The organism is Sphingomonas gellani, from assembly GCF_900110035.1.
In the GTDB taxonomy this organism is placed as follows: Bacteria; Pseudomonadota; Alphaproteobacteria; order Sphingomonadales; family Sphingomonadaceae; genus Sphingomonas; species Sphingomonas gellani.
On the sequence record NZ_FOCF01000005.1, the window covers coordinates 160,881 to 178,561 of the forward strand.

Annotated in this window: 24 protein-coding genes and 2 tRNA genes; 9 read left to right on the top strand and 17 right to left on the bottom strand. The window is 67.4% G+C overall.

Annotated elements, in window-relative coordinates:
* Window position 1: 1 nt before the first annotated feature.
* The 10 genes from BMX37_RS11110 to BMX37_RS11155 form a co-directional block, all read right to left on the bottom strand.
* Entirely contained in the window at window positions 2-826 is an 825-nt protein-coding gene (locus BMX37_RS11110; protein WP_093665816.1) for an NADH-quinone oxidoreductase subunit C, read from the bottom strand.
* Window positions 823-1,356: a NuoB/complex I 20 kDa subunit family protein gene (locus tag BMX37_RS11115; protein WP_093665999.1), complete on the bottom strand. Its 534-nt coding sequence runs from the start codon at window positions 1,354-1,356 to the stop codon at window positions 823-825. The genes BMX37_RS11110 and BMX37_RS11115 overlap by 4 nt, the downstream gene beginning before the upstream one ends.
* Before the next feature lie 23 nt (window positions 1,357-1,379).
* Window positions 1,380-1,754, bottom strand: a complete 375-nt coding sequence (ndhC, locus tag BMX37_RS11120; protein ID WP_093665817.1) for an NADH-quinone oxidoreductase subunit A — start codon at window positions 1,752-1,754, stop codon at window positions 1,380-1,382.
* 123 nt (window positions 1,755-1,877) lie between these two features.
* Entirely contained in the window at window positions 1,878-2,690 is an 813-nt protein-coding gene (locus BMX37_RS11125) for an inositol monophosphatase family protein (protein ID WP_093665818.1), read from the bottom strand.
* Window positions 2,691-2,820: 130 nt separating this feature from the next.
* Entirely contained in the window at window positions 2,821-3,384 is a 564-nt protein-coding gene (gene efp, locus BMX37_RS11130) for an elongation factor P (RefSeq protein ID WP_093665819.1), read from the bottom strand.
* Between the two features lie 57 nt (window positions 3,385-3,441).
* Window positions 3,442-4,026: a M23 family metallopeptidase gene (locus tag BMX37_RS11135; protein ID WP_093665820.1), complete on the bottom strand. Its 585-nt coding sequence runs from the start codon at window positions 4,024-4,026 to the stop codon at window positions 3,442-3,444.
* Window positions 4,027-4,045: 19 nt separating this feature from the next.
* A complete protein-coding gene (gene thiE / locus BMX37_RS11140) occupies window positions 4,046-4,729 on the bottom strand; it encodes a thiamine phosphate synthase (RefSeq protein WP_093665821.1) in 684 nt (227 codons plus the stop codon).
* 47 nt (window positions 4,730-4,776) lie between these two features.
* Window positions 4,777-5,685, bottom strand: coding sequence for a class I fructose-bisphosphate aldolase (locus BMX37_RS11145; protein ID WP_093665822.1), 909 nt, complete (start codon window positions 5,683-5,685; stop codon window positions 4,777-4,779).
* 33 nt (window positions 5,686-5,718) lie between these two features.
* Window positions 5,719-6,051 carry a type II toxin-antitoxin system PemK/MazF family toxin gene (locus BMX37_RS11150; RefSeq protein WP_093665823.1) on the bottom strand — a complete coding sequence of 111 codons (333 nt, stop codon included), beginning with the start codon at window positions 6,049-6,051 and terminating at the stop codon, window positions 5,719-5,721.
* A complete protein-coding gene (locus BMX37_RS11155; RefSeq protein WP_093665824.1) occupies window positions 6,048-6,260 on the bottom strand; it encodes a ribbon-helix-helix protein, CopG family in 213 nt (70 codons plus the stop codon). Before BMX37_RS11155 ends, BMX37_RS11150 begins: the two co-directional genes overlap by 4 nt.
* A 116-nt stretch (window positions 6,261-6,376) precedes the next feature.
* On the opposite strand from BMX37_RS11155, the gene BMX37_RS11160 reads away from it, so the two are divergent.
* Window positions 6,377-6,871, top strand: a complete 495-nt coding sequence (locus BMX37_RS11160) for a TlpA family protein disulfide reductase (RefSeq protein ID WP_093665825.1) — start codon at window positions 6,377-6,379, stop codon at window positions 6,869-6,871.
* Window positions 6,872-6,880: 9 nt separating this feature from the next.
* Here BMX37_RS11160 and BMX37_RS11165 read toward each other — a convergent pair whose 3' ends face one another.
* The 3 genes from BMX37_RS11165 to gap all read right to left on the bottom strand — a co-directional run bounded on the left by BMX37_RS11165 (window position 6,881) and on the right by gap (window position 9,607).
* Entirely contained in the window at window positions 6,881-8,083 is a 1,203-nt protein-coding gene (locus BMX37_RS11165) for a phosphoglycerate kinase (protein WP_093665826.1), read from the bottom strand.
* Window positions 8,080-8,487 (bottom strand): MOSC domain-containing protein, encoded by a 408-nt coding sequence (locus BMX37_RS11170; protein WP_093666000.1) that lies wholly within the window; start codon window positions 8,485-8,487, stop codon window positions 8,080-8,082. Before BMX37_RS11170 ends, BMX37_RS11165 begins: the two co-directional genes overlap by 4 nt.
* A gap of 109 nt (window positions 8,488-8,596) precedes the next feature.
* The gene (gap, locus tag BMX37_RS11175; protein WP_093665827.1) at window positions 8,597-9,607 is read right to left on the bottom strand and encodes a type I glyceraldehyde-3-phosphate dehydrogenase; all 1,011 of its coding nucleotides are present in this window, start codon (window positions 9,605-9,607) and stop codon (window positions 8,597-8,599) included.
* Between the two features lie 173 nt (window positions 9,608-9,780).
* Here gap and BMX37_RS11180 point away from each other — a divergent pair, with 173 nt between their 5' ends.
* From BMX37_RS11180 to BMX37_RS11195, 4 genes are all read left to right on the top strand, one after another.
* Window positions 9,781-10,014, top strand: a complete 234-nt coding sequence (locus BMX37_RS11180) for a hypothetical protein (RefSeq protein ID WP_093665828.1) — start codon at window positions 9,781-9,783, stop codon at window positions 10,012-10,014.
* A complete protein-coding gene (locus BMX37_RS11185) occupies window positions 10,014-10,322 on the top strand; it encodes a cell division protein ZapA (protein WP_093665829.1) in 309 nt (102 codons plus the stop codon). Before BMX37_RS11180 ends, BMX37_RS11185 begins: the two co-directional genes overlap by 1 nt.
* Window positions 10,323-10,474: 152 nt before the next feature.
* Window positions 10,475-11,026, top strand: a complete 552-nt coding sequence (locus BMX37_RS11190) for a 5-formyltetrahydrofolate cyclo-ligase (protein WP_093665830.1) — start codon at window positions 10,475-10,477, stop codon at window positions 11,024-11,026.
* Window positions 11,023-11,229 (top strand): DUF2842 domain-containing protein, encoded by a 207-nt coding sequence (locus tag BMX37_RS11195; RefSeq protein WP_093665831.1) that lies wholly within the window; start codon window positions 11,023-11,025, stop codon window positions 11,227-11,229. Before BMX37_RS11190 ends, BMX37_RS11195 begins: the two co-directional genes overlap by 4 nt.
* A 23-nt stretch (window positions 11,230-11,252) precedes the next feature.
* Here BMX37_RS11195 and BMX37_RS11200 read toward each other — a convergent pair.
* The 3 genes from BMX37_RS11200 to BMX37_RS11210 form a co-directional block, all read right to left on the bottom strand.
* Window positions 11,253-11,329: transfer RNA gene (locus BMX37_RS11200), tRNA-Asp, on the bottom strand.
* An 84-nt stretch (window positions 11,330-11,413) separates the two neighbouring features.
* A tRNA-Asp gene (locus tag BMX37_RS11205) sits at window positions 11,414-11,490 on the bottom strand.
* 45 nt (window positions 11,491-11,535) lie between these two features.
* Window positions 11,536-12,696, bottom strand: coding sequence for an AI-2E family transporter (locus BMX37_RS11210; RefSeq protein ID WP_244501554.1), 1,161 nt, complete (start codon window positions 12,694-12,696; stop codon window positions 11,536-11,538).
* A gap of 196 nt (window positions 12,697-12,892) precedes the next feature.
* Between BMX37_RS11210 and BMX37_RS11215 the strand changes: the two genes are divergently transcribed.
* Window positions 12,893-14,236: a M20/M25/M40 family metallo-hydrolase gene (locus tag BMX37_RS11215; RefSeq protein ID WP_093665833.1), complete on the top strand. Its 1,344-nt coding sequence runs from the start codon at window positions 12,893-12,895 to the stop codon at window positions 14,234-14,236.
* A 9-nt stretch (window positions 14,237-14,245) separates the two neighbouring features.
* Here BMX37_RS11215 and BMX37_RS11220 read toward each other — a convergent pair whose 3' ends face one another.
* On the bottom strand, window positions 14,246-14,425 hold the full coding sequence (locus BMX37_RS11220; RefSeq protein ID WP_093665834.1) for a hypothetical protein: 180 nt from the start codon (window positions 14,423-14,425) through the stop codon (window positions 14,246-14,248).
* A 193-nt stretch (window positions 14,426-14,618) separates the two neighbouring features.
* Here BMX37_RS11220 and BMX37_RS11225 point away from each other — a divergent pair, with 193 nt between their 5' ends.
* The 3 genes from BMX37_RS11225 (at window position 14,619) to BMX37_RS11235 (ending at window position 17,590) form a co-directional block, all read left to right on the top strand.
* A complete protein-coding gene (locus tag BMX37_RS11225; RefSeq protein WP_170841941.1) occupies window positions 14,619-15,512 on the top strand; it encodes an acyl-CoA thioesterase in 894 nt (297 codons plus the stop codon).
* Window positions 15,513-15,662: 150 nt separating this feature from the next.
* Window positions 15,663-16,892 (top strand): MFS transporter, encoded by a 1,230-nt coding sequence (locus BMX37_RS11230; RefSeq protein ID WP_244501537.1) that lies wholly within the window; start codon window positions 15,663-15,665, stop codon window positions 16,890-16,892.
* Window positions 16,889-17,590 carry a glutathione binding-like protein gene (locus tag BMX37_RS11235; protein WP_093665835.1) on the top strand — a complete coding sequence of 234 codons (702 nt, stop codon included), beginning with the start codon at window positions 16,889-16,891 and terminating at the stop codon, window positions 17,588-17,590. Before BMX37_RS11230 ends, BMX37_RS11235 begins: the two co-directional genes overlap by 4 nt.
* Window positions 17,591-17,681: the final 91 nt, after the last annotated feature.

A 17,681-nucleotide genomic window follows, 5' to 3' on the forward strand; every position in this document is an offset into this window, starting at 1 on the left:
CTCACTGATTCTGTCCCTTGCCTTGCGTCGGCACCACATTGGGATCGGCCGGCTTCGCGTTCGCCCTCGCGTCTGCGGACACGTTGGTGCCCTTGGCATAGCTGCCGCTGTCGCCGGCGGGCGCCGCAACCGGCGTCTTGGTCGCGTCCGCCTTTTGCACTGTGTCGGCCGACAATGGTGTCGGCGCGCCCTTCGCCTGAGGAAGCGCCGCCTTCTCATCGCCGGGCAGCACGTACTCGGCACCTTCCCAGGGACTCATGAAGTCGAAATTGCGGAAATCCTGCTGCAGGCTGACCGGCTGATAGACGACCCGCTTCTCTTCCTCGGAGTAGCGCAGTTCGACATAGCCCGTCATCGGGAAGTCCTTGCGTAGCGGATGTCCCGTAAACCCGTAATCGGTCAGGATGCGGCGCAGGTCCGGGTTGCCGGCGAACAATACGCCGTACAGGTCGAAAACCTCACGCTCCAGCCATCCGGCGACCGGCCACACGGACGTGACCGACGGCACCGGCTGCACGTCATCCGTAGTGACGTGAACATGGATGCGGTGGTTCCGGGTCAGCGACAGCAGGCAATAGACGACCTCGAACCGCTCCGCGCGCTCGGGATAGTCGACGCCCGCGATCTCCATCAGCTGCTGATATTCCAGCCCCGGCGTGTCGCGCAGCGCCGTCACGGCCTGTACCAGCCGATCGCGTTGGACCCACAGCTGCACCTCGCCGACACGCTCGCGCGCCTCGAGAAGATCACCGCCGAGCGCGGCCTGCGCCCGCTCGATCGTCTCGCCGTTCCGGTCGGCCGCAAAGGCAGGAGCCGGCGCCCTCAACGCTCGACGCTCCCGGAGCGGCGGATCTTACGCTGCAACTGCATGATGCCGTACAGCAAAGCCTCCGCCGTCGGCGGACAGCCCGGAACGTAGATGTCGACCGGCACCACGCGGTCGCAACCACGCACCACCGAATAGCTGTAATGGTAATAGCCGCCGCCGTTTGCACAGCTGCCCATGGAGATGACGTACTTCGGCTCCGACATCTGGTCGTAGACCTTGCGCAGCGCCGGCGCCATCTTGTTGCACAGCGTTCCCGCGACGATCATCACGTCCGACTGACGCGGCGATGCGCGCGGCGCGGCGCCGAATCGTTCGAGGTCGTAGCGCGGCATGTTGACGTGGATCATCTCCACGGCGCAGCACGCCAGACCGAACGTCATCCACCACAGCGAACCGGTACGGGCCCACTGAAAAAGCTCCTCGGTCGAGGTGACCAGGAAGCCCTTATCCGTCAGTTCGCCGTTCAGGCTGTCGAAAAACCCCTGATCCGGCGGGATCACCGCCGCCGAAGAGGTCGAGCGATCCAGTTCAACGGGACCGGAGTGAAGCTCTACTCCCAATCCAACGCTCCCTTCTTCCACGCATAGACGAGCCCGAGCGCAAGCTCGCCGATGAAGATCATCATCGCGGCCCAAGCGGTCCAGCCGAGGCTGAAAACGCTTACAGCCCAAGGATATAGGAACGCCGCCTCCAGATCGAAGATGATGAACAGGATGGCGACGAGATAAAAGCGGACGTCGAACTGGCTGCGCGGGTCCTCGAACGCGGGAAACCCGCACTCATACTCGCTCAGCTTCTCAGGCGTCGGCTTGGCCGCACCCGTCAGGCGAGCGACCAGGATGGGTAGGAACACGAAAGCCGACGACAGTGCCAGGGCCACGCCCAGGAACAGAAGGATCGGCAGATATTGCGACAGGTCGACCAAAACGCTTCTCGCAGGTGCGAACGGAACGGGCCCGCTTTAGGCCGGTGAACGGTACCGGGCAAGGCGTGCGAGCCGTTGCGAATCACTCTCAATCGACACGCCGCCCCACCCGGTCAGTGAGCGTCAGCGGAGCGCGTTGGCCACCAGCTTGTGGAGCTTCGAATGCAGACCGTCATTGGCAGCCAGGAATTCGTTGCGCTCGAACGGCTTGTCGCCACCCCGGAAGTCGGTGACGTAACCGCCCGCCTCACGCACCAGCAGCACGCCGGCCGCGACGTCCCAGGGCTTCAGGTCCGATTCCCAGAATCCGTCGAACCGTCCCGCCGCGACCCAGGCGAGGTCCAGCGCCGCCGCGCCGAAACGGCGAATGCCCGCAACCTCCGGCGCCACCGCACCGAAGATACGGCTCCACTGGGCGAAGTCGCCATGGCCCATGAACGGAATGCCGGTCGCGATCAGGCTGTCCGCCAGGTCGCGGCGCGACGACACGCGCAACCGCTGGTCGGTATGCCAGGCGCCCCGCCCCTTTTCGGCCCAGAAGCTCTCGTCGGTCAGCGGCTGATAGACCAGCGCGGTCGTCACCTCCCGCTTGCCCGACGGCAACGGTTCCTCGACCGCGATGGAAATCGCGAAATGGGGAATGCCGTGGATGAAATTGCTGGTGCCGTCGAGCGGATCGATGATGAAGCGCGGCTTGGACGGATCGCCCGCGATCTCGCCACGCTCCTCCATCAGGAAGCCCCAGTCCGGCCGCGCCTTGCTCAGTTCCTCATACAGGGTCTGTTCGGTGCGCTTGTCGGCGATCGACACGAAGTCCGCCGGCCCCTTGCGGCTGACCTGCAGGTTCTGCACCTCATTGAAGTCGCGACGCAGCCGCGAAGCCGCCTTGCGCGCCGCACGTTCGATGATGGTGAACAGGCCGGAATGGGAAGGCATCGTAAAGAACTCCCCCTCCCCTTTCGGGGAGGGTCATAAGGGTCATTCGCCGCGGGCGAAGCCCGCGTCGTAGGTCGAGCTTCGCTCGCCGGCCGGCCGGCCGACTGCGCGAACAGCCCGGCTGTTCGTCTCAATCGGCTCGGCGCACATATGTCTGCTCGTACACGTCGACCACGATACGCGTACCCGCCGCGATGTGGGGCGGGACCATGACGCGCACGCCATTGTCGAGCACCGCCGGCTTGTAGGAGGAAGAGGCCGTCTGACCTTTCACCACCGCATCCGCCTCGACGATCGTCGCCTCGATCGTATCGGGCAGCTGCACGCTGATCGGCTCCTCGTCGTACAGTTCCATGACCACATCCATGCCGTCCTGCAGGAACGCGGCCGCATCGCCCAACAGGTCGCGCGGCAGGCTGACCTGATCGTAGGTGTCCTTATCCATGAATACGAGGCTGTCGCCATCGGCGAACAGGAACTGGAAGTCCTTGGTATCCAGCCGAACGCGCTCCACCGTCTCCGCCGAGCGGAAGCGGACGTTGTTCTTGCGCCCGTCGCGCAGGTTCTTCAGCTCGACCTGCATATACGCACCGCCCTTGCCGGGTTGCGTGTGCTGGATCTTCACGGCGCGCCAGATGCCGCCTTCATACTCGATGATGTTGCCGGGACGAATGTCCACGCCGCTGATCTTCATGGGATGAACCTGCTGGAAAGAGCGAAAGGGACCAATCAGGCCCCGGTGCCCCGCGATCTAGCGTTGCGCGGCCCGTCCGGCAAGCAGCGGGTAGGGGTTCACGTCCTGTCCCTCCCACCAGTGCTGGGTCGGCAGCATCCTCTGCACGCCGAAATGCAAGTGGTAATTGCCCGCGCCCGCGTTGCCGGTATCGCCGACATAGCCCAACGGCTCGCCCGCGCGCACCACCTGCCCCTCGCTCACGCCCGGCGCGTAGCCCGACAGGTGGGCATAATAATAGATCCAGCGCCGATCCGCCGACCGCAGGTACAGCGTCGTGCCCCCCAACCGGCTGGCGAAGAGCTTTTCGACTCGTCCGGGCATGACCGCCAGGACCGGCGTCCCCGCCGCCGCCATGATGTCCGTGCCATGATGCTCGCGCGTGCCATCGCCGCGTGCGTCGCCCCAACTGTCGGCGATCTGCGACGGGCGCACGCCCCGGACGGGAATGGTCAGCATGCCCGGGGACACGCCCTCGACCGCGGGCGCGGCTCGTGACATCCGAAACCGCGTGGCGGACGGGCCGCCGAAACGCACGGTGCTGGCAAAGCCGGCGACGACCAGCAGCACCAATGCCAGCATGATCCAGCCGACGCGTGTCACGGGCGTATCCGGCCCGCCGTCATTTCGTCAGGACAGCATCGAACGCGCGAACCGCCGCCGCCTCGTCGCCGTTCCACACCGAACCGCACACCGCGAGGAAGTCCGCACCCGCCGCGATCAGGGACGGCGCGTTGTCCGGCGTGATCCCGCCGATCGCGACGCAGGGCAGCTCGAACAGAGTGGACCACCAGCTGAGCACCGACGGGTCGGGGCGATGCTTCACCTCCTTCGTCGTGGTCGGAAAGAAGCTGCCGAACGCGACATAGTCGGCGCCGCCATCACCCGCCTCCATCGCCAGATGGCGACTGTCGTGGCAGGTGACGCCGACCTGCACGTTGGGGCCCAGCACGTCGCGCGCCTCGCGCGGGTCGCCGTCCTCCTGGCCCAGATGGACGCCGTCCGCGCCCAATCGCTTGGCCAGGCTGATCGAGTCGTTGACGATGAACGCGACGTCCCGGTCGGCGCAGATCCGCTGCAACGGCTCGGCCAGCCGCGCCGCCATGTGCTGGTCCATGTCCTTGACCCGGAACTGGAACGCCGCGACGGGCCCGGCATCCAGCGCCCGCACCAGCCGGTCCGGGAACGCGCCCCCGACATCCAGCGGAGAGATCAGGTACAGCTGGCACGGCGGCCGGCGATCGTCCCGCTTGAACGAGATGGCGAAGTCGGGATCGAGCGGGCCGAGCGGATCGTCAGATGTCATGCCCACCGACTAGCCGCTCACCCGCCCGGACGAAAGCCGCGGCGGCCTTATTCCTCGTTCCTGTAGATCGCGATCAGCTTGTCGAGCATCGCCAGCGCATCCTCGCGGGAGCGCTGGAACGTGTTGCGTCCGATGATCGAGCCGTTGCCTCCGCCGTCACGCACGTCGCGCGCATCCTGGAACACGGCGTCCGTTCCCTTGGACGCACCGCCGGAGAACACCACGATCCGCCGCCCGGCAAAGCTGGACTGCACCACATGGCGGACCCGGTCGGCCTGGTTCGACCAGTCGGTGCCCTTGTAAGCTTCCTTTGCCTCCGCCTGTTCAATATGCGCGGTCGGCAGCTTCACCTTGATGATGTGCGCGCCGAGCAGGGCGGCCATGTGGGCGGAGTATGCGCCGACATCCAGCGCCAGTTCCCCGTCCTTGCTCAGTTCGCCGCCGCGCGGATAGCTCCAGATCACCGTCGCCAGGCCCGCCGCCTCTGCCTCCGCACGCAGCTCAGCGATCTGCGTCATCGATTCGAAGATCAGGTCCGATCCCGGATAGATGGTGAAGCCGATCGCCGCGCAGCCCAGGCGCAGCGCGTCGTCGACGCTGCCGGTGATCGCCTGCTGGATCGAGGTCGCCCAACTGTTCGAACTGTTGAGCTTCAGGATGGTCGGCACCTGTCCGACAAAGGTCTCGCTGCCCGCCTCCAGCATCCCGAGCGGCGCCGCAAAGGCCGACAGCCCCGCGTCGACCGCCATTTGGTAATGGTAGTGGGGGTCATAAGCCGGCGGATTGACCGCGAAGGAGCGTGCAGGCCCATGCTCGAAGCCTTGGTCCACCGGCAGGATCACCAGCTTTCCCGTCCCGCCCAGGCGGCCATGCATCAGGATGCGCGCGAGCTTCTGCTTCACCGCGGGGCTGGTGCCCTCATACTTGTCCAGGATCGCCTTGACTGCGGGGGTCATCAGATAGCTCCTATGGTGCGGAAGAAAGGGGGGTCACAGCATCAACCAGCGGCGCAACGCCTGATCGACCTGTTCCATGCGGGTCGGCGATGCATGCCCGATCACGCGGTCCAGCCGTTCGCGCCGGATCGAGACGAGCTTGTCGACTTGGATCTCGCTCTCCGCGGTCAGGCCGGTATGCTCCTGCGGGGACAGCGTCACGCGGAACAGCGTCTCCCCACCGATGACCTGGGTCAGCGGACATACCGTGATCGTTCCATGCGTGTCGTTGAACAGGTCCGACTGGATCACCAGACATGCGACCAAGTCCCCGACGGCGTCATGCGTCCGTGCCAGTACGATCGCGCCGCGCGTCAGTTCCGTCATGGCGTGTCCTCGCCCAACGGCTGGGCGCCCGCGTCACGCCGCGTCGCGCGCAGCGACTGGCGACGCGCCTCGCGACGATACGCCTCGTCGTGCAGGTCGACATAGCGGCGCACGGCCTCACGGGCGATGTCGCTCTTGCTGCGGCCCTGCGACCGCGCCACCGCCGCGAGCCGCCGCTCCAGGTCTTCGTCCAATCTGACGCCCAGCATGCCGCCTCCGTTTAACATGTTCAACATAGCTGGCGATCGACTGTGCGGCAAGTCCGGCAACCCACTTGACCCCCAGCGGCAACCCGCGCCAACCTTAGGGCGGGGGGACAAGGTCGATGGGATTGCAACGCAAGGTCGCCGCAGCGCTTCTGCTGCTCCTCGCCAGCGCGGCCGACGCAAAGCAGCCCAAGGTCGGACAGCCCGCCCCGCCCTTCGAACTCACCTTGGTCGACGGTACGACGACGACGCTGGCGGACCTGAAGGGGCAGGTCGTGGTGCTGAATTTCTGGGCGACATGGTGCGGACCCTGCCGGCAGGAACTGCCGCTGCTCGACGCCTATTACAGACTCCAGGCAAAGCACGGCCTGCGCGTCTTCGCGATCGCGACCGAGGGCTCCGTGCCGGTTTACAAGATGAAGTCACTGTTCGCCGCCATGGCGATCCCGTCCGCCAAACGGATCAAGGGCATGTCCGATGAGATGCCGGCCGTGCCGACCAACTACATCATCGATCGGTCGGGCGTCGTGCGGTATGCGAAGGCGGGTGCGTTCGATCTCGACAGCCTCAACCAGCTGCTGCTGCCGCTCCTGTCGGAGCGGCCACCCGCCTGACCGTCCCGGTCAGCGTGCCAGAGCGGCCACGCCCGGCAGTTCGCGCCCTTCCATCCACTCCAGGAAGGCGCCGCCGGCTGTGGACACGAAGGTGAACTGATCCGCGACCCCGGCCTGATTGAGCGCCGCCACCGTGTCGCCGCCGCCCGCGACCGACACCAGGCTGCCGTCGCCGGTCAGCGCCGCCGCCGTCCGCGCCAACGACACGGTCGCCATGTCGAAGGGCGGCGTCTCGAACGCGCCGAGCGGACCGTTCCATACCAGTGTCCGGCAATTCTTCAGCACGTCGCCCAACGCCTCGACGGCGGCGGGGCCGACATCCAGGATCATTTCGTCCGCGCGAACCTCGTGCACGTTGACCGTGCGGGTCGCCGGGTTCGGCTTGAACTCCGTCGCCACCACCACGTCGTACGGCAGGTGGACCGTGCATCCGGCCTTGTCCGCCGCCTCCATGATCGCGTCGGCCGTGCCGGTCAGGTCATGTTCGCACAGGCTTTTGCCGACATCCACGCCACGCGCGGCCAGAAAGGTGTTGGCCATGCCGCCGCCGATGATCAGGTGATCGACCCGGCTGACCAGATGCTTCAGCACGTCCAGCTTGGTGGACACCTTCGCGCCGCCGACGACCGCCGCCACGGGATGCTCCGGATTGCCCAGCGCCTTTTCCAGCGCATCCAGTTCGGCCTCCATCGCCCGCCCGGCAAAGGCCGGCAGACGATGCGCCAGTCCTTCGGTGGAGGCATGGGCGCGGTGCGCGGCCGAGAATGCGTCGTTGACGTACAGGTCGCCCAGCGTCGCGAACCGCTCGACCACATCGGCCGCGTTCTTCTCCTCACCGGCGAAGAAGCGCGTATTCTCCAGCACCGCGATGTCGCCGGGCTGCATGGTCGCCACCGCGTCCTCAGCCCCGTCCCAATCGACGAAGCGCACGGGCCGCCCCAGGACCGCCGCATAGGGCTTGGTCACCAGCGCCAACGACATGTCGGGATTCGGTTGCCCCTTGGGCCGGCCGAAATGCGCCAGCACCAGCACGATCGCGCCGCGATCCGCCAGTTCGGACACGGTGGCGACCGTCGCGCGCAGCCGGGTGTCGTCGCTCACCGCGCCATCCGCCATCGGTACGTTCAGGTCCTCGCGGACAAGTACCCGCTTGCCGGTCAGGTCGCCGAACTGGGCGATGGCGTCATCCAGCGTCTGAAACGGCTTGCTCATGGCATCTCGATCCTGATTGCGTCACCGACGGCGATGTTGCCGCCTTGCCTCACCCTGGTGCACGCGCCGCCCCGCCAGTCGGGCAACAGCGCGGCCTTCAAACCCGGTGCGACCAGCTCCATCCGGCTGCACGGGTCGCATTCCACCGTCACTTCCAGCACCACCGTGCCGATCACGATCAGCGCTCCGGGCCGCTGCGGCAGGTCGATGCCGTCGACCAGCAGGTTCACGCGCCGCTCCTGCCAACCGATGGCATGGCCCAGCTCGGCCATCGCCGCGTCCCAATCTCGCCGTTCCATCAGCGTGACCTGACGCCGTCCCCGCCCGCCTGGCTTCACCGCGCCACGATAGTCACCGTGCAGACCGCCTTCGACCGTCACCTCGGCGGCCGCCAGAAGCTCCATCGGCGCCTTGGGATAGGCATGCCGGGCGATACCCGCCAGCACACCCGTCCCCAGCCCCGTTCCGGTCGCGATCAACGGCGAAGGCGACAGCAACGGGGCGTCCCGTAGCTTACAGGAACTTCGCCATCGCGGTCGCGGTGTCGACCATGCGGTTGGAGAAGCCCCATTCATTGTCGTACCAGCTGACCACGCGGACCAGCTTGCCGTCGATCACCGCCGTCTCCAGGCTGTCGACGGTGGAGGACGCCGGCGTGTGCTGGATGTCGATCGACACCAGCGGCTCGTCGGAGAATTCCAGCACGCCCTTCAACGGGCCGGACTCCGACGCCGCCTTCAGGATCTGGTTCACCTCTTCGCGCGTGGTGTCGCGACCCGGCTGGAACGTCAGGTCGACCAGGCTGCCGTCCGGCACGGGCACGCGGATCGCAGAGCCGTCCAGCTTGCCCTTCAGCTCCGGCAGGACCTCGCCCACCGCGCGGGCCGCGCCTGTCGTGGTCGGGATCATGCTCATCGCGGCGGCCCGCGCACGGCGCAGGTCGGGATGGATCTGATCCAGGATCTTCTGGTCGTTGGTATAGGCGTGCACGGTCGTCATCAGACCGCGCTCGATCCCGATCGAGTCGTTCAGGACCTTGGCCACCGGCGCCAGGCAGTTGGTGGTGCAGCTGGCGTTGGACACGATGGTGTGATCGGCCGACAGCTTGTCGTGGTTGACGCCGAACACCACGGTCAGGTCGACGTTCTTGCCGGGCGCGGAGATCAGCACCTTCTTGGCGCCGGCATCCAGATGCTTCTGGCAGCTTGCACGGTCGGTGAAGAAGCCGGTGCATTCCAGCACCAGGTCCACGCCCAGTTCGGCATGCGGCAGGTTCGCCGGATCACGCTCCGCCGTCACGCGGATGCGCTTTCCGTCGATCACCAGATCGTTGCCCTCGGCATGCGCGTCACCCGGCCACTTGCCGTGCACGCTGTCGCGCTTGAACAGCCAGGCGTTCGACTTCGCGTCCGCCAGGTCGTTGATCGCTACCAGTTCCAGATCGCTGCCGCCACGCTCCAGCATCGCGCGCGCGACCAGGCGGCCGATGCGCCCGAAGCCATTGATCGCCACCTTGACCGTCATCGCTTGCTCACTCCTGATGCTGGCGGAGCCCACCCGGACTGCCGCCAGACAGCGTCGATTTCGCGCCAGCCTTTGGCGGTCCGGCCGCCCGGCTGTCAACCGTTGCGCACGCGGGACCGGCCGTCCGCAAATCCGCTTGTCGCCCCGCCCTGTCATGCTATCGCGGCGTGCCTATGGCACAGGCAACCCCCGTCACCGTCCCGGACGCAGAGGAACCCAGCGCCGCCGATCGTATCGACGCGGCCATCATCCGGATCGAGGCGGCCGTGTCCGCGCGCGCGGCGGAGGCGCGCGCGCTGTCCGATCGTCACGCCGCACTGAAGGCGCGCATGGCGGAGGCCCTGACGGCGCTGGACGACGTTATCGCCCGGACCCCCGGCACGCGCAGCGAAGCGGACGCGAACTGATGGCGGAGGTGACGCTGGTCATCGGCGGGCGCCCGCACAAGGTCGCCTGTCGCGATGGCGAGGAACAGCGCGTGCAGATGCTCGGCCGGATGATCGACGAACGCTGGGCTCCGGCGAACCGTGCCGCCGGCGGCCTCAACGCCGAACGCGCGCTGCTCTTCGTGGCGCTGATGCTGGCGGACGACCTGGACGAGGCGGAGACCCGCCCACCTGTCGGCGCCGCCGTCACCGACACCGCGCTCGCCCGCATCGCCGACCGACTGGAAAGGATGGCGGATGCCCTTGAGCAAGCGAACCCGAACGCCTAGATCATCGGGCGGCGGGTTCTGCCCGGTACGAGCTTATTTTATCCCTGAGGCTATTCATCATCCATGGGGGCTGTCCCTGCGCAGATCCTGGTCTGACGTACATGGTCCCCACCTGACGTACTGGGCGTCAGTGGATACTCCGGCAAACGACCATGGCGGTCCCGCCACCCGCCCCTACTCCTAAGCCCGCGCTCCGCCGTGCCTTGCGGGCGGCTCGTGCGGCGTGCCCGACGCGTGCCGTTCCCCCGCCGAGCCCGTTCGTGTCACGGTTGCGACCGGGTTTGATCGTGGCCAGCTACCATCCGGTCGGCGGAGAGGCCGATCCCGCCGCACTGGTCGCCGCCGCTCGCGACGCGGGATGCGCCATGGCGCTGCCGCACGTGATCGATCGGGAAACCCCGCTGCGCTTCCTGCAATGGGATGGCGGCGCCTTGTCGGCGGGCCCGTTCGGGCTCAGCCAGCCGGCCTCCATCGCGCAGGAGGTGCCACCCGACATCATCCTGACGCCGCTCGTCGGCTTCGACCGGCGGGGCAACCGGCTTGGCCAGGGTGCCGGCCATTACGATCGGGCCTTTGCCGCCTATCCGGCTGCGTGGCGCATCGGCATCGCCCTGTCGGTGCAGGAGGTGGAGGCGCTGACGCCCGACCCGTGGGATGTGCCGCTGCACGCCGTCGCGACTGAAAAGGAATGGATCGTCCCATGACCCCCAGCTGGCGCAAACCTGCCGGTATGTTCGTCATCCTCGGGCTGATCGCGGTGTGGTGCGTGATTATCGCGAGCGGCTCGGCCATGATCGGGCGCTGGCCGGCGCTATCGCAGCTTGCCTTCTACCTCGTCACCGGGATCGTCTGGATCGCGCCGTTGAAGCCGCTGCTGCGCTGGATGGAAACCGGTCGCTGGCGGTGAGGAGGGCCCGACGATTTCTGCAATGGCGCGAGTGACGGGGCTCGAACCCGCGACCTCCGGCGTGACAGGCCGGCGCTCTAACCAACTGAGCTACACCCGCGCATAGGGTGGCCAGGCAGGCCCGACAATATTCGGGCTGGGCTGGCAATTCGCTGACTTTCCGGCCGCCCTTCTCTACGAAAGGTGGCGCGAGTGACGGGGCTCGAACCCGCGACCTCCGGCGTGACAGGCCGGCGCTCTAACCAACTGAGCTACACCCGCTTGGAAGCGTTGAGGCGCGCCAACTAGGCGAGCCGCCGGGGGGTGTCAACCGTTCCCCGCGCCACTTTCTTCGGCACCGCCGAACGGCCAGCGCCGACGCTCCCGAACAGGCCGGACCAGCGTGCCGCGTTCGAACAGGAAACCGGCGATATCCGGCTTGCCCGCGGCGTTCAGCACCGTCTGAATGATGATCAGCAACGGCACCGCCAGCAACGCGCCCGCGGTCCCCCATACCCACCCCCAGAAGCTGAGCGACACCAGAATCAGCAGCGGGCTGATCGTCAGTCGATGCCCGACCACGAACGGCGTGACCGCGTTCGCCTCGATCAAATGGCATCCATACATCATCGCCGGCGGCAACAGCGCGGTCCAGATATCGGCAAAGGTCATCAGCCCGCCGATCGCGAGCAGGAACGCCGCGACCACCGGCCCGAAATACGGAACGTAGTTGAACAGGGCGACGATGCCGCCCCACATCACCGGGTAGGGCATGCCGAGCAGGTACAGGGCGCCCGCGACGATCGCCCCAAGCAACAGGTTGATGACCGTGATCGTGCCCAGATAGGCGGACACGTCGTCGACCACATCCTGGATCACCCGCGCGGTCGCCATCGCGCCGTCGAAGCTGGTGCGACCGGCGATCGTCCGCTTCCTCATCCGAGTCCAGCCCGACAGGAAGAAGAAGATCACCAGGACGCCGAACAGCACCTGGACGATAACGGCGGGTGCCGACGTCGCCGCCAGCTCCAGGAACGAACTGGGCGGAGACACGGCGGCGTTGGGCGTGCGGCGGATCGGCGTATCGGCCACCGTTCGCAGGGTTCGGTTCACATACTTCTCGAGATTGGAATATAGATCCAGCAGCGGCGCCAGGTTGCTCTGAATGCGATCGATCCGGCTGGGCAACAGACGGAAGAAGTCGGTCGCTGGCACCAGGATCGCCGCCACCGCGACATTGGCCGCGACGATGAACACCAACAGGCACAGGATCGCAGCCAAGGCAGACGGGACCCGCCGCCGTTCCAGCCACTCCAGCACCGGAACCAGCGCGATCGCGATCACCAGCGCCACCGTCAGCGGCAGGAAGAATTCGGCCCCCGACTTCAGCGCGAACGGAAGCGCCAGGACCAGCCCGGCCGTTGCCACCAGCGTCAGCCCGGCCAGCATCCGGTCGCGCCGCTCCGCCACCGGGCCGGCCTCTCCCATCTCATCGACCACGGCGGCCGCGGGCGCAGCCGGCACGCCCTTGTCGGCATCGATACGGCGTCGGGTTTCACCGGGGCTGTCCATGGCCTCCGGTCTTAGCGGCGCAGCGGGGCGGGTGCCAGCGTCATGACGAACGCTTCGCGAACAAACACTTCACTTGCCCTCTTGGCGGAGGCCGGGCACCAACGCCGGCATCATGGCGTCGAAACTCTCCCTCCCCGCCGCGGGCCTCGCGCTCGTCGCCCTTGCCGCTCCCGCATTCGCACGCGGTCCCGCCGCGCGTCCGGACCCGGCCGCGCTACGGTCCAGCGTGGAGCGGCTGGTCGGCTTCGGCACGCGCCACACGCTGTCCACCACCACCGATCCCTTGCGTGGCATCGGCGCGGCGCGGCGGTGGGCGGCGGAGCGATTCGGGCAGATCGGCCGCGACTGCGGCGGTTGCCTGGTGGTGGAGACGATCGGCCGTGACTTCACCGGGCCGCGCGCGCCGGACGGAATCCGGGTGGAGGATGTGCTCGCGATCCAGCGCGGGACCGGCGACCCGAACAGGGTGGTGATCGTGCAGGGCCATATCGACAGCCGCGTCAACGACGTGATGGATGCCACCACCGACGCACCGGGCGCGAACGACGACGCGTCCGGCGTCGCGCTGGTCATGGAGGCGGCACGCCTGCTCAGCCGCGAGAAACTTGCCGGGACGATCGTCTACGCCGCGCTGTCGGGCGAGGAACAGGGGCTTTGGGGCGGACAATTGCTGGCGGAGACGGCCCGCGCCCGCGGTTGGCACGTCGCGGCGGTGCTGAACAATGACATCGTCGGCAACACGCACGGGATCGGCGGCGAGCACGTCACCGATCGCGTGCGCATCTTCTCCGAAGGGATCGGCTCCGGTGCCCACGCGGATACGAAGGGACAGCGAGCGATCGGCGGAGAGGATGACGGCCCCTCACGCGCTCTCGCCAAGGCGGCGGTGAAGGCCGCCGCCACCGACCGGACGATCGGCCTCGAGGCGATCGCGATCCGCCGCCCCGACCGGTTCCAGCGCGGGGGCGATCACCTGCCCTTCCTCGAACTGGGCTACCCCGCGATCCGCTTCACCGAGGCGACCGAGAACTACGACAGACAGCATCAGACCGTCCGCACGGAGGGTGTCCGGCGATATGGCGACACGGTTGAGTTCGTCGACTTTCCCTACCTCGCCCGCGTCACCGCGCTGAACGTTGCGCTGCTGCGGCAACTGGCGGGCGCCCCGCCCGCGCCAGCCCGCGCCTCCATCGCCGGCGCGCTGAGCGACGACACGCATGTCGACTGGTCACCCGTGCGCTCGGCGGCCGGTTACCGCATCCGCTGGCGCCGCGCCGACTTGTACGCATGGACGGACAGCCGCGACGTGCCCGCCACGGCGACCGGGCTGGACCTGTCCCACGTCAACATTGATGATCATTTTTTTGGTGTGTCGGCGCTGGCCGCGGATGGGTCGGAGAGCCTGGTCACCTTTGCCGGGGTCCCGCCCCGGCCCCCGCTGGGGAGTACCCGCTGAGGGGCGAGGTCAGTGCCCGCCGCGTCCTGGCGGCAGGCAACGGTCACCGCGACGGATCAGGCTCAGTTCCAGATCGGCCTGGCGGTCGCGCAGGATGAAATCCAGCATGACGCGCTCTTCGGCGCTGTTCGCCCGCTCCATCTGCTCGCGCAGACCGGCGATATCCGCATGGATGTTACGGTCGAGCATAAGGAAACCGCGACTCCGACTGACGATCTGTCGCAGCACCTTAGACAACAGGTCGGCTATTTGCGATAATTTGAATTGATCTTTTTCACACTGGGCACCCTACTTGTAAAAAGTTGCGTGGCGGCGCGCTGCGACAGATCCCCCGGCACGGCGGCACTTGACGCCGTCACCGCTTTGGCCCTGTGATTCGGCGATGAGCGACATCGTCCATCCCGAACCCGCGGCGCTTGCCCGTGAACTGATCGATCTCCTCGATGTGGAGCAGGTCGGCACCGACCTGTTCCGCGGCGGTCGTCAGCCGGGCGGGGTCGGCCGCGTGTTCGGCGGCCAGGTCATCGCCCAGGCGCTGCAAGCCGCGCAGCGATCGGTCGAGGGCAAGGACGCGCATTCGCTGCACGCCTATTTTATGCGGCCGGGTGACGAGAACTTCCCGATCACCTATCAGGTCGTGCGCGACTTCGACGGGCGCAGCTTCGCCACGCGTCGCGTGATCGCGACTCAGGGCGACCAGCCGATCCTGAACCTCGCCGCCTCGTTCCAGACGCGCGAGGATGGTGTCGCGCACCAGGATGCGATGCCCGACGTCCCCGCGCCGGAGGATCTGCGATCGGAGGCCGAGTTGCGGGATGTGCTCGCGGGCCGGGTGCCGGAGGGTATACGCCGCTATCTGATGCGCGCCCGACCCATCGAGATCAGGCCGGTCAACCCCGGCATCTGGTTCAAGACCGAGGCGTCGCCGCCACGCCAGTTCAGCTGGTTTCGTCTCGTCGCCCCGGCGCCGGACGATCCCGACCTGCACCGCGCGATCCTGGCCTATGCCTCCGACATGATGCTGCTGGGCACGTCCATGCTGCCCCATGGCATGAACTGGATGATGCCGGGCGTGCAAAGCGCCAGCCTGGACCACGCGCTGTGGTTGCACGAACCCTTCCGTGCCGACGACTGGCTGCTTTACGCGTGCGACAGCGACTGGGCAGGACATGCGCGCGGCCTGAACCGGGGTCGCATCTTCACACGCGACGGGACCCTGGTGGCGAGCGTGGCGCAGGAGGGGCTGATCCGGCGCAGGAATAGGCCCGGGGATTGAGGTGACGGGCGCCCCGACTCGCCCGGACCTGCCGCGCAGGCTCGCGGTGGTCGTTGTTTCGTGCCACGCTGCCTGAATGCTTGACATAGCGCCGCCTCATCCCATTCCGACAAGGCTGCCATCGGCCGCCACCGATGCCGAGGCTCGGGCATGATCGCGCCGGCAAATCGCGCGGTGGCGCTGGTCCTGGCCGGTGTCGCGATCGACATCATCGGCTTCGGCATCGTCATGCCCGTTCTACCCAGCCTCATCACCCGGCTGGGGCACATGGACCTGGCATCGGCCAGCCGGGTGGCGGGGTGGATGATGGCCAGCTTCGCCGTCGCGCAGTTCTTTGCCGGGCCGGTGCTAGGCAATCTGGGCGACCGGTTCGGGCGTCGGGTCGTGCTGGTCGCGTCGATGACCGCGTTCGCGATCGACTGCGCGCTGATGGCGATGGCGCCGACCATCGCCTGGCTGTTCGCCGGTCGCTTCATCGCCGGCATCGCGGGCGCGACCTTCGGGCCGGCAAGCGCCGTGATCGCCGACACCACGCCGCCGGAACGGCGCGCCGCCAGCTTCGGGCTGCTCGGCGCCGCTTTCGGGATCGGGTTCATCATCGGCCCGGCGCTGGGCGGGCTGTCGGCGCAATGGGGTGAGCGGACGCCCTTCATCGTCGCCGCCGGGCTGGCCGCAGCCAATGCGTTGCTGATGCTGTTCTTCCTGCCCGAAACACTGAAGCCGGAGAACCGTCGCCCCTTCCGCCTGCGCGACGCGCACGTCATCGGCGCCTTCCGCCCCTTGTTCCAGGCGGGCGACGCGGCTCCGTTGCTGGTCGGCTGGTTCCTGTGGCAATTGGGCGGCGCGGTGTACCCGGCGACATGGGCGTTCTGGGCCGCGATCCGCTTCGGCTGGGACGCGACGGCGATCGGATGGAGCCTGGCCTGGGTCGGCCTGTTGTCCGCGCTGGTGCAGGTGTTCGTGACCAAGCGGATGGTCGCTCGCCTGGGGGAGCATCGCACCGCGCTGATCGGCCTGTTTTCCGGCGCGGCGACGCTGGTCGGCGTCGCGTTCGCCACGCAGGGGTGGCAGGTCTATGCCTTGTTCCTGATCGGCGGCTTGGGCCAGGTCGCGTGGCCTGCGATGAACGGGCTGCTGTCGCGCCGGGTCGACGCGACACGTCAGGGCGTGTTGCAGGGCGGCATCGGCTCCATGAACTCCGTCGCCGCGATCCTCGGGCCCATCCTGGCCGCGCAGAGCCTCGCCTGGGGAAGCCGGCACGCGTTCGATGGCGCAGCCTTCCTGGTCGCCGCCGCGCTGATCGGCACCACATGCGCGATCATTGCGCGGATGGTCCCGCGTCCCCAGCTTTCGGCCGAACCCGCCGGAGACAACGCATGATCGATCTACATTACTGGCCGACGCCAAACGGGCACAAGGTCGCAATCTTCCTCGAAGAAGCCGAACTGCCCTACCGCATCCACCCGGTCGACATCGGCAAGGGTGAGCAGTTCCACCCAGAGTTCCTGGCCATCGCACCGAACAATCGCATGCCGGCGATCGTCGACACCGCACCGGCGGATGGTGGCGCGCCGGTGTCGCTGTTCGAATCCGGTGCGATCCTGATGTACCTGGCGGAAAAGACGGGGCGCTTCCTGCCGTCGGATCTCCGCGCCCGGTACGAGGCGGTGCAGTGGCTGATGTGGCAGATGGGCGGCCTTGGCCCGATGCTCGGCCAGAACCACCATTTCAGCCGCTACGCACCCGAGAAGATCCCCTACGCCATCGACCGCTACCAGAAGGAGACGGCGCGCCTCTACGGCGTCCTGGATCGTCGGCTGGCGGATCGGCCGTTCGTTGCGGGCGAGTATTCGATCGCCGACATGGCCGCCTATCCCTGGATCGTCCCGTACGAGGCGCAGGGTCAGCGATTGGAGGACTATCCCAATCTGCACCGCTGGTTCGACACAATCGCCGCACGCCCCGCCGTCATCGCGGCGTATGAGAAGGGAAAGGCGCTCCAGCCCGCGCCCACGCCGCTCACCGACGAACAGCGCCGCAACCTGTTTGGGCAGGGCGGCACCGGCGGCTCACGCTGACGCCAAGCGGCGTCCGACACAGTTTGCGACAACTCCGCGCGCGCCTTGACACATGCGGGCGACACCTGCGCGCCATACGCTCTCGGCGCGC